6 protein-coding genes are annotated in these 11747 nt (G+C 42.8%); 5 read left to right on the top strand and 1 reads right to left on the bottom strand.

Annotated elements, in window-relative coordinates; translation table 11 throughout:
- Nucleotides 1–9: 9 nt before the first annotated feature.
- The 5 genes from NX720_RS07170 (at nt 10) to NX720_RS07150 (ending at nt 9625) form a co-directional block, all read left to right on the top strand.
- On the top strand, nt 10–801 hold the full coding sequence (locus tag NX720_RS07170) for a hypothetical protein (protein ID WP_262600346.1): 792 nt from the start codon (nt 10–12) through the stop codon (nt 799–801).
- Nucleotides 802–1381: 580 nt separating this feature from the next.
- A complete protein-coding gene (locus NX720_RS07165) occupies nt 1382–2026 on the top strand; it encodes a ubiquitin-conjugating enzyme family protein (RefSeq protein ID WP_262600345.1) in 645 nt (214 codons plus the stop codon).
- A gap of 336 nt (nt 2027–2362) precedes the next feature.
- Nucleotides 2363–4705, top strand: a complete 2343-nt coding sequence (locus tag NX720_RS07160) for a type I restriction-modification system subunit M (RefSeq protein ID WP_262600343.1) — start codon at nt 2363–2365, stop codon at nt 4703–4705.
- Nucleotides 4705–5991 carry a restriction endonuclease subunit S gene (locus NX720_RS07155; protein WP_262600341.1) on the top strand — a complete coding sequence of 429 codons (1287 nt, stop codon included), beginning with the start codon at nt 4705–4707 and terminating at the stop codon, nt 5989–5991. Before NX720_RS07160 ends, NX720_RS07155 begins: the two co-directional genes overlap by 1 nt.
- A 13-nt stretch (nt 5992–6004) precedes the next feature.
- A complete protein-coding gene (locus NX720_RS07150) occupies nt 6005–9625 on the top strand; it encodes a type I restriction endonuclease subunit R (protein ID WP_318654099.1) in 3621 nt (1206 codons plus the stop codon).
- Between the two features lie 97 nt (nt 9626–9722).
- On the opposite strand, the gene NX720_RS07145 is transcribed toward NX720_RS07150, so the two are convergent.
- A complete protein-coding gene (locus NX720_RS07145) occupies nt 9723–11678 on the bottom strand; it encodes a TniQ family protein (protein ID WP_262600339.1) in 1956 nt (651 codons plus the stop codon).
- Between the last annotated feature and the right edge of the window lie 69 nt (nt 11679–11747).

The following is an 11747-nucleotide window of genomic DNA, read 5'->3' as shown; positions in this document are numbered from 1 at the left end:
GAAAGTCTTTTGAATTTAAAAGTACAAAAATCATCAATCTACTGGGTATTGATGCAGTTTTTTTTAGCTTCTCCAATATACGCGGGTAAATTAATTGACTTATTTGTACTGTCTCAAGAGTCATCAGATTCTTCCCATATTTCTATACAACCCAATAGTACCTATGAAGAAAACTCTACTATCAACGCTTTGGCCTCTTCAATGCAAAATGGTAATACAGAGCATTTGCATTACTCCATAAGAGAAAGCCATATCAATATTCTTTCAGCACAATTAACTCAACAACTTATGGATGATTTTGGTCACACTTTTGAAGATGCCAGCAACAATCCTCCAGAAAGCCCGGGTAATTATCGATTTATGGACGAAGGTTATTTACAGTCAATAGGGGTAACTGACGCAAGCACAGTGTTAATCTATGAAATAAACGCGCAACATTTAAACTCCATGAACCCCATGACAGCAGGAGCAGGAGCAGCAACACCAGAACTGAAAGCTTGTAATTATAAATCCAGAGAAAGTACAAAAGCAGATATACATGGCAATCCTGAATGTAGCCCAGAGAAATATGTAGAAAATATTTTCACCAGAGAGTTAAAATATTTTCTTGAATTATTAAAATCTACTAAACACGATATGAGTTATTACGGTGCGACATTCAGGTTTATCGTATGGAGAAATGAAGAAGGTAAACTCAACTTACACCACTATCAAACACTTACCGCATTATCTTGCGAAGAAAGAGCTATTCCGGCAGCGACTCTGTCTTCCGCTCCCGGTGGAAGTTGCGTGCTTCAGTGAACTACTCGCCCACTCGCCCCTGAAGGAGCGAGCTTTCAATACTAAGTGAATGTCACCGTTAAGATTGTCAAAGATTGACATATTAAATTTGTTAAAAATCAAACAGTTAAAATTAATGCTAATCGTAAAGTTTGACAAATTTAATCGGTAAGTTTGGCAAAAAAGTACTAATTTATCGTTAAGATTAGCAAAAAAATAAAAGCTTTAAAATAATCTATATTTTTCAATGGGTTAGCTTAAAGCTCAATCTATTATATAAACCTCACCCTCTTTCATGTCACAACGGCGTTACAGAGTAATCAGTGATACTGAAAGTGTTTAATTTTGAAGATGGTGCCCTGTCCCTTGATATATCGTTTATAGCCCCCAGTTATATCATATAGAAGCAATAGGTATAAATCAGAGGGACTATTTTGAAGGCAGTGGACGTTTTTCTCGACTTTTTATATGTCATTGCCCAAAAGCGGGTATCATCAGCACGCTACCTGATGAAGACTGGTTGCTTCTTGTTGGTATCCTCCATCGGTGGAGAAGTGATCGCCGTCACAGTCTCATACGGTGGTTAAAAGGAGAGTAATTTTTGACTCCCAAAGGACTTGATGCATTTTTAGCTGACAACCCTCTGGTGCGTCTAGAGCCAATGGCTCAAGACGCACCACTAACCTTAACAGGTAAAGTTCTTCTTAATCATCATCATGGTGACTATCCGGTTATCCGTGAGTATTTAAGCCTTAAGGTTACTATCCCCAGAAAGTACCCGCATGAACCGCCTGTGTTCGAAGAGGTAGGCAAGGTGATCCCAAAATCTGAGAACTATCATGTCAATCCAGATGGCTCACTATGCTTGGGATCTCCATTCAGAATTATGACTTTTCTTCACGATGAGTCATGCTTCAATTCGTTTTATCAGTCATTTTTCATACCATATGGTTATGCTGCTTTGCTGAAAAAACATCATGGGATTGAGTTTATTTTTGGCGAGCTAAAACACGGAGACGACGGTGAGTTCGAAGATTTTCAAGCATTATTTGATGTTCAGTCAAAGAAGGAAATTATTGGTTTTTTATATGCACTGTCACTAAAAAAGAGGGTTGCAAACAAAATAGATTGTTTCTGCGGGTGCAGCTCTCGACTCGGTAAGTGCTTAATTCACCATAGGGTTAACAGCTTTAGAAAACGGCTCCCAAGGTGTCGATACTCCCTGCTAAAAGAGAGGCTGTTTTGACAGCCTCTGCTCAAAGTTGGAAAAAACGGTATGCAGAGTTTGAGGAGACAAAGCGATACTCAGCATTTTTTGGTATTTTCGACTATTGACCCTGTTATACAAAACGGTCGAACAATGAAAGTTCATAGTGATGATGCAGCTATGCCGTGACTGTGAGTCGTAATTTGATTGTTGTTATTGAGTCCCACCTGCAACTATATGCTTATTCGGTCTGTTAGTAAGATACTGGTAATTCTTTTGCGACTATACGCTTGTCCGGTCTGTTAGTAAGATACTGGTCATTCTTTGCGGCTCACCTTACCGTTTTTAAAGCTAACATTAAGTTTCAGGTCACCTATGGATCACTCAGTTCATCACAAAATCGTAAGTTTTATCTGGTCGATAGCCGACGACTGTCTGCGGGATGTCTACGTCCGTGGTAAGTACCGTGACGTTATTCTGCCTATGTTCGTCCTGCGTCGTCTGGATTGCCTGCTAGAAGAAACCAAGGAGCAGGTAAAGGAAGAAGTTGCCTTCCAGATGGAAGAATTTGGTATGCCAGATCAAGATCCTGATGCCTTGAAAGAAGCCTCTGGCTACGTGTTCTACAACACAGCAGATATCTGCCTGAAGGATCTGGCAGGCAACCCCTCTCAACTTGTGAACAACTTCAAACATTATCTGGATAGCTTCTCAGACAATGTGAAAGAAATTATCCAGAAGTTTGATCTCTACAACCAGATCAATAAGCTCGCAACAGCGGACAAGCTGCATGACGTGATTGAGAAGTTTGTCTCTCCAGATATCAACCTTAGTTCTAAGCCGGGTAAAGACCCTGAAGGGCGTACTCTGCCAGCTCTTACCAACCTTGGTATGGGCTATGTGTTCGAAGAGTTGATCCGTAAATTTAACGAAGAAAATAACGAAGAAGCTGGTGAGCACTTTACTCCCCGTGAAGTGATCAAGCTGATGACCAACTTCCTGTTTCTGGAAGTGAAAGAGCAACTTCCTCCGGTTATTACCATTTATGACCCAGCATGTGGTTCTGGCGGTATGTTGACCGAATCCCAGAATTTTATTACTGATCCTGAGGGACAGATCACCTCTAAATCAGCCGTTCACCTATACGGTAAAGAGAGCAGCGGTGAGACTTACGCCATCTGCAAGTCCGATATGATGATCAAGGGAAATAACCCTGAGAACATTCGTTTTGGCTCTACTATCGCCAGTAATGAGTTTGAAGGGACACGCTTCGACTTTATGCTCTCCAATCCTCCTTACGGAAAAAGCTGGTCTACTGAGCAGAAATTTGTCGTTGAAGGTAAAGAGATCCTTCAATCTCGGTTTGAGGTCAACCTGCCAGATTTCAAAGGTGTACATAGTTTCCAAAAAGCATATCCGTCATCCTCAGACGGACAACTCCTGTTTCTGATGGAAATGGTAGACAAGATGAAGTCTGCCAAAGATAACGGCATGGGTTCTCGTATAGCCTCAGTACACAATGGTTCTTCTCTGTTTACAGGCCAAGCGGGTAGTGGTGAAAGCAATATTCGCCGCTATATTGTCGAGAATGATTTTCTGGAAGCCATCATTCAGCTGCCAAACAACCTGTTCTATAACACAGGCATCACAACATACATCTGGATTCTGAACAACAACAAGTCTACCCATCGCAAAGGAAAGGTACAGTTGCTGAATGCTCAGGATATGTACCGTAAACTGCGTAAAAACCTTGGTGAGAAGAACTGCGAACTGACTGATGATCATGTAGAAGAGTTAACCAAGCTCTACCACCAAATGGCGGATAGCGAGCAAAGTGAGATTGCCAAAGTCTTTGATAACAGTGATTTTGGCTATCACAAGGTGACTGTAGAGCGCCCTCTGCGAAAGTCTGCCCAGTTTACTGAAGAACGTGTCAGCAAGCTGCGTTTTGTGGCTGCGTTGCAGGAACAAATGGAGTGGATTTACCAACAGTATGGTGAAGCTGTCTATGAGAAGGAAACCCTAAAAGATCACCGCAAAGCAATTATCCAGCATTTTGAAGATCAGGGAGACAACCTGACCAAGAAGAATCGTGACAAGCTGCTGGCGCAGAAAACATGGGATGACCAGAAAAATTTGATGGATCATGCCCAGCAGATTATGGCGAATGTGGGGCAGAAGCAGACTAACGACTTCAATCAGTTCAAGGGTGATTTCAGTAAAGCACTGAAAACCCTTGGTTTGAAGCTCTCTCCCTCTGACAAGAACCAGATTCTCAACGCTGTCAGTTGGCGAGATGAAAATGCCAAGCCTGTTGTTAAAAAGGTTCACTCGCTGAGCCAAGTAACAGATGCCCTCTCTGGTTCCCTTGAGCATTTGGAGGACGACAATGAAAGCCTTCAGGATTACGGTTTCTGGCATTTAGAAGGCAGCAAGTTTACGGAATATGAGGCGGACTCCGAGTTGCGTGATACCGAAAATATCCCTCTGAATGAAGATATCCACCAGTACTTTATTGATGAAGTGCGCCCCCATGTGGACGACGCATGGATTGCAATCGATAAAACCCTAATCGGTTGTGAAATCAGCTTTAACAAATACTTCTATCAGCACAAACCGCTGCGTTCTCTGGAAGAAGTAACAAAGGATATTTTGAATCTGGAAAGCGAAACAGAAGGGCTATTGAAGAAGCTGGTTAGCTTTGGGGAGGCTAAGTGATGAAAACCTCTTTTCAATACCCGAAATACGATACATATAAAGACTCTGGTGTACCTTGGCTAGGTGATATCCCAGAGCATTGGAATGTAACTCGAAATCTTGGTCTGTTCAAAGAGCGAAAAGAAATTAATCAGCCTGAAATGGAGTTACTTGCTGTTACCATCAAAAGGGGGGTTATCAAGCAGTCTGAAATAACCACGAAGAAAGACTCCTCCAATGATGACAAGTCAAAGTATAAAGTGGTTCGTCGGGGAGACTTGGCATACAACAAGATGCGAATGTGGCAGGGGGCAATTGGCGAATCTAAGTATGACGGGATAGTTAGCCCTGCATATATCATATTGAATACCAAAAATAAGCTGTACTCCCGCTATTTTCACTACCTGTATCGGACAGGACTCTTTATAAAAGAAGCGAATCGTCATTCGTATGGCTTATGTGACGATATGAATAGTCTGCGATACGAGGATTTCAAAACAATTTATTCACCAGCTCCGCCGGAGCAAGATGTCTCTCGCATCATCGATTTCCTCGACCTCAAAACTGCAGAAATCGATGCTGCCATTGCCAAAAAGCAGGAGCTTATCCAGCTACTGAACGAGCAGAAAGCCATTCTGCTCAACCGAGCTGTCACCAAGGGGCTGAACCCTGATGTCAAAATGAAAGACACTGGTATAGCTTGGCTTGGGGAGGTTCCTGAGCATTGGGAAGTGAGACGTTTTAAATATTGTGCAAGAGTTACCAGTGGTCAAGTTGACCCTCGCAAAGAACCTCATGCGTCTTTGACATTAATTGCGCCAAATCATATTGAGAGTTCAACTGGGAAAATACTCAAGCTTGAAACTGCCAAAGAGCAGGGAGCTGATAGTGGTAAGTACTTAGTTGAACAAGGAGACTTAATTTACAGCAAAATCCGTCCAGCGTTAAGAAAAGCATGTATTTCGCCTGTTAAAGCTCTTTGTAGCGCTGATATGTATGTACTTAAGACTAAATCTTGCTTAAGACAAAGATTTCTTCTTTGGTTCATCATGACCAATGCTTTTACAACTCCGGCCATAAATGCAGCTATGAGAGTCGCAATGCCTAAGGTCAACCGAGAAGCATTGGGGGACTTTCCGCTCCTCATAGCACCTCTAAAGGAGCAGGATGAAATTTTAGAATATATCGATAATGAGTTTCACAGAATTGATGAGATTGTCAATTCAACGAAGAAATCTCTTGTAAAACTCCAAGAATTTAAACAAACCCTGATCACCCACACCACCACCGGAAAAATCAAAGTCTAGGAAAGGAGTCAGCATGGTTAGCAATACCGGCGAAGATGCACTGGAACAAGCTATAGAAATTGCCCTAACTGGCGACTGTCGTGAACAGCGGGGAGCATCCGCTCAACCACCTGCCAGTTACGGTATGGTAAGGCAACGAGGCAAAGGCTATGTAGCAGGCAATCCAGCGGATTTTGATCGCCGGTTTGCTATCGATAAAACTTTGTTCTGGCAGTTTCTGTACACCACTCAGCCAGAAGAGCTGGCAAAGCTTAAAAACCTGCCTAACTGGGAACAGCTTGTTCTGGAAAGACTGAGCAACAAAATCCGCAAGGACGGTGTGGTCACCATTTTGAAGAAAGGGCTTCAGATAAACGATGCTCATCTTCAACTGACCTACAAAGGGGTTTACAACAGCCTGAACCCCCATCAGAAAACGCTGTTCGAGCAAAATATCTTCTCTGTTACCCGGCAGGTGCATTATTCCGAAACCGAACCGGGTAAATCTGTAGATATGGTGCTGTTTGTGAATGGCTTGGCTCTGGCAACTTTTGAACTGAAAAAACCCCAGACCAAACAGACTGTTCACAATGCCATGAAGCAGTATCGGGAAACTCGTGATCCAAAAACCACTTTGTTCCGGTTTGGTCAGTGTCTGGTACATTTTGCTGTCGATACTGACGAAGTGTTTATGACCACTCAGGTGAATGGCAAAAGCACTTACTTCCTACCGTTCAACAAAGGTGTCAATAATGGTAAGGGGAACCCTGTTAACCCCAAGGGATATAAAACTGCTTACCTATGGAATGAGGTACTGGAACCGCACTCTCTAGTACAGATTCTAGAGCACTTTGCCAAAATGGTGGAGGAGAAAGATAAGAAAGGGAAAACCAAAAAGACCCTGTTCTTCCCTCGTTACCATCAGATGGAAGTGGTACGAAAAGCGCTGATCCATGCCAAACAACACGGTGCAGGGCAACGTTATTTGATTCAGCACTCAGCAGGTTCTGGTAAATCTAATTCCATCACATGGCTGGCGTTCCAGCTAATCGAACTCTATAACCCAACCGGACGGGAAAATGTGTTCGACTCTGTAATTGTGGTGACAGACCGGAAGATTCTCGATCAGCAGCTTCGTAATAATATTCGCCAATTTTCTGAGGTGAAAAACATTGTGGCAGCTGCGGAGAAATCTGATGAGCTAAGATCCCATCTGGAGCAGGGGAAGCGACTGATTATCACCACCATCCAGAAATTCCCCTTTATTGTGGATGGGATTGGTGACTTGTCGGAAAAACGCTTTGCGGTGATTATCGACGAAGCACACTCCTCCCAAAGTGGTAAGAGTGCCGACAAACTAAATATGTCACTGGGTATGGAAGACGACCATACAGAGGATGCTTTGCAGGACAAAATTCTCAAGGCTATGGAAGGGCGTAAGATGAGTGACAATGCGTCGTATTTTGCTTTTACTGCTACACCAAAGAACAGCACATTGGAGAAGTTCGGTAAGCAGTCACCGGACGATGGTAAATTCTATCCATTCCACCTGTATTCGATGAGGCAAGCTATTGAGGAGGACTTTATCCTTGATGTGCTGAAGAACTACACTACCTACCAAAGCTTCTACGAAATTCAGAAATCGGTTCAAGATAATCCGGCATTCAATAGCAAAAAAGCACAAGCCAAGTTGAAAGCGTACGTGGAAAGCCATCCAGACACGATTGAGAAAAAAGCTGCTGTAATGGTGAATCACTTCATCGAAAGCGTGGTAAAGGGTAGAAAGCTCAAAGGTAAGGCTAAAGCAATGGTCGTAGCCTCCAGTATTGAGCGGGCATATGAATACTATTTGGTCATTTCCCGCCTGCTGAAAGAAGCTAATATGCCTTTTGGGGCAATTGTTGCCTTCTCAGAGAAAGAGGGCTTTGAGCATACTGAGGAATCTGTTAACGGTTTTTCTGGCAAGGACATTCCGGATCGATTCCGTAGTGATGATTACCGGATTCTTGTGGTCGCTAGAAAGTACACCACAGGCTTTGACGAACCCTTGTTACACACCATGTATGTGGACAGAAAATTGCAATCGGTACAGGCTGTACAAACACTTTCTCGATTGAATCGTTGTAACCCCAAAATGGAAAAGAACGACACGTTTGTACTGGACTTTGCCAACACCAGCACTGAAATAAAAAAAGCATTTGATGACTTTTATTCTAGTACCGTGCTGGAAGAAGCTACCGATGTGAACGCTCTCCATGACTGGAAGGACGAGCTGGATAATGTAGGTGTTTATGAGTTGCATGAGGTGGAAGAGTTTAACAGGCTATTCTGGGAACACCGCCCTGATGAAGAGTTACACCCCATTGCAGATATAGCCGCTGAACGTTTTGATGAGATAGGCGCAGAACTGGGTGATGAAAACGAAGCCGACAAGCTAAAGATCGACTTCAAGATCAAAGCCAAGCAGTTCACAAAGGTTTACGGACAGCTTGCCTGTATCATGCCATTCAATAATGTGCAGTGGGAAATGCTGCATTGGTATCTGTTATTCCTGATTCCTAAACTGAAGGTAAAAACACCTGAAAATGAAGACCTGAAAAAGCTGCTAGAAAGTATTGATATGAACACCTACGCTATGGCGAGGGTGAAGCTTAATGAACACATTGCGCTGGATGATAGCGAAGCTGTAGTCGCACCTCAAAACCCCAATCAGCGTGGCTACCACGGAGAAGAAGAAAAAGATCCACTGGATGTGATTGTTGAGAATTTCAATGATCGTCATTACGCAGGATGGGATGGCACACCTGACGAGATGAAGGTCAAAATCCAGACGATTGCCAGTCATGTTGAGAAGAATCCAGATTATCTCAATCAAGTAGCTAATAATCCGGACAAGCAAAATCGTAAGCTAGCAGAAGAGCAGATGATAGGTGCTGCAATGCGTGCTCAGCGTAAAAACGATATGGATTTCTATAAACTTTTTATTAAGGATGAGGATTTTAAGCGCTCACTGACTGATACCGTTAGTCAATTTCTGTCATTGAACCAAGAAAAAGGCTCCCAGTTGTATGGTGGCAAAAGCACTCTTTTAGCTGATCAACCTCAGGTGTCCGATCCCAGCTCTGAAGGAGGATACACCTTTGGTGTACCAATGGGGGATAGAACATTTTTCTTTTATGAAGATGTTATAAATAATGAAAATGTTAGTCCACTGGCATCAGCGACCATACGGCTCGATAAGCCCTATGAAGAAAATTTTGCCAGTATGAGTTTCATCAACGAGTCCCAGAAGCTTAGAAAGATTGGTGTAGTCAGTGCGAATATTCTGACCGATTACTTCTCAGTAATCTCTACATTGCAATCATGTTTAGATGATAATGAGATCCCCGCATACTTCCCTGAGGAAAAGAGTGAAGGGGTCTTTTGGGCATTGAAGAAAGTATACTCTGGAAGCACGATTTTTGAGATTGTTTTATGCCTATGCGCTGCCGGAGGGATGGTTATGAAGTTTTTGGAAAAATACCCAAAACTGTCAGATGGTTTTCTTCGGTTAAAGAGCGATTTGGCTAAGGTTTCACAGGTTGTCGAGGGAGAAAAAACTCAAATCACGCTCGAACCAGTGCTTGAGAAAAAGATTAAGGAAAGAAAGAGATAAGCGTCTGCTTTTGACTATCCCTATTTTACTTTCTTCAGAGTCTTTTAAAGGCTCTGAAGAAACAGAGTTCCAGCTCATCACTGCAATAAATAAATGGTTAATTCTGCTGATTAAGTAATCTTCTCATCATTTTTTGAGATATTTTCTTTTTCCTGTAGAGCCAGCAGTAGCCGCCATCAATGTCAGTACCGGAATCTGGAAGTATCTGGTGTTCAAGGAGTAGCCTTCGGGCAGCATGACTACTAACTCCTAGCTTTACTGCAATCTCTGAAAGTATATAAAAATCTATTCGAAATTGTCTTACAGCGGTTTTTTTACAGGCAACCACAGGTCGAGTTCTACCGGGGAGTTCAATTTTTTCCATTGGAAGCTGACCGCTGTTGAGCAATCCAAACACAACGTGCTTTGAGCAACCCAAATAATTCACTATTTCTGGTGGTTGCCAATACTCAGATGAAGATTCGACCTCAGGACGCAGAGCTCTGACTTCTTCCACTGAAAACTTAAGATTACACAACTTGGTATCATTTCCAGACCGGACGGGATGGATTTTTCCAGAAAAAATAGCCGATGTCAGCTCAGCTAACCCAAACTCATAGAACCTTATCTGGCTTAGAGCCTTTTTGAGGCTGATCAAGCGTTTTTTGCCTCGCCCCTTAGGTTTGCATTGCTGATGGACGTTTTGCAAAAATTCATTTATAGATTCGGTTAGAAATAGCCAGTCTCTTGATTTATCAACGGTAGCGCCTCGAAAAGGAAGAACTATATCGTTTTGAATCAGGCTTCGAAGCTGATACACCGTGACACCAAGCTGCTCAGCAGCTTGGCTCATGGTTAGTAGTTTGTCAAAAAACTCACTTAACTGGGCGATACTTGATCTTGATATCAGTTTTTGCTGCCCTGATCCTTTCCGGAGTTTAATTTTCAGTTTTTTGCAGAACTTTAACAGCTTCTCTGGTCTTATCTCTAACTCTCTGGCGGCAGTTCGTAGAGGAATAAAATCGGCTTCAAGGCGAGCTTGTCTTAAATCTTCGACCGTCTGCCGTGTGGCTATTTCCCTATATTCACAATAAGCCTCCCATAGAGGCTGATAAATGGCTTTTTGGCGATTAGCTCTCAGCAAATAAAATGGTGCTCCAATTTCTTTACTAATTCCAGCATTAACTCCTCTGCTGCGCCGAATTTGACGGCTTGATGACAAAAAACCATAAAAGTTATTAGGCCAGTCATTGAGGTTTGTCATGGCATTGCAGTAATATCTGTGTAGCAACTCGTTAGAGGCAGTCTTTAGAGAGAGGGGTTTATTTGATGAGAGATAATCATCTGTAAGCTGATAATCAAGCACAGCCAATGAGCTGGTAAGCTCCAAGACTTCCCTCAGGTTTTTATTTTTTAGAGGCTGGGGAGAGGTTCTGTTCGTTACCTGCTTTTTCATGCAAAGCTGAGCAATCAGTCTTGAAAGGTTTATCTCTTCAGGTGTCACTTGATCATAAGTATATTCCCTAAAGTCGCTCTCGCAAGAATGGCAAAGGTATGTTCCGGGGCGATTCCAGCGCAGCCGTGTATTACATTCAGGGCAGTAATCCATCAACGGTATATGGTGCTCTGGGCAAACGGTTATTGCTGGGATATCCCAGATAGCAAGTGCAATATTGTTCGACTCAAGACACTGTGGGCAAATTCTGGGGAAGTCCAGCCTGATGTGTCTATTTGCAATTTGGTGATTGTAAATTTGAGACTGTTTTCGTTCATCCAACCCATATTGCAAAGACTGAAGTAGTTCTAGGGAATTGCCAGAGATTTTTGCTAGCTTGGATAGGTCTGCACTTTTCAGTACGTAATGGCTGGCTGAGTCGTAATTTTTACCTGTCCAGAGACCAGCTAATTCCAACACATACTGAGTCGTATGATAATGATTGGCGTGAGAAAGCCTGAGAATATAGCCTCGCAAGCTTTCTAGCCGATTTGGTTGAGGTCTTGAAAGTAGCAGCATCCGTGCCCATTGTAGTTTCTTTATCTTCAGGATAGCTGTTTTAGCTATTGAATCCAGCATATGCTGGCATTGAACGGTTGATATTGCATCCGTTCACGCCAGTGTTAATTTTCAGCTGCGTATGCGGCA

Source organism: Endozoicomonas euniceicola, from assembly GCF_025562755.1.
In the GTDB taxonomy this organism is placed as follows: Bacteria; Pseudomonadota; Gammaproteobacteria; order Pseudomonadales; family Endozoicomonadaceae; genus Endozoicomonas_A; species Endozoicomonas_A euniceicola.
This window is presented reverse-complemented; position numbering and strand designations above follow the sequence as displayed.

What these genes read in the sequence shown, in the direction of transcription:
- NX720_RS07155 (WP_262600341.1), top strand. Translation starts at nt 4,705, where the DNA reads ATGAAAACCTCTTTTCAATACCCGAAATACGATACATATAAAGACTCT.
- NX720_RS07150 (WP_318654099.1), top strand. Translation starts at nt 6,005, where the DNA reads ATGGTTAGCAATACCGGCGAAGATGCACTGGAACAAGCTATAGAAATT.
- NX720_RS07145 (WP_262600339.1), bottom strand. Translation starts at nt 11,678, where the DNA reads ATGCTGGATTCAATAGCTAAAACAGCTATCCTGAAGATAAAGAAACTA.
- NX720_RS07160 (WP_262600343.1), top strand. Translation starts at nt 2,363, where the DNA reads ATGGATCACTCAGTTCATCACAAAATCGTAAGTTTTATCTGGTCGATA.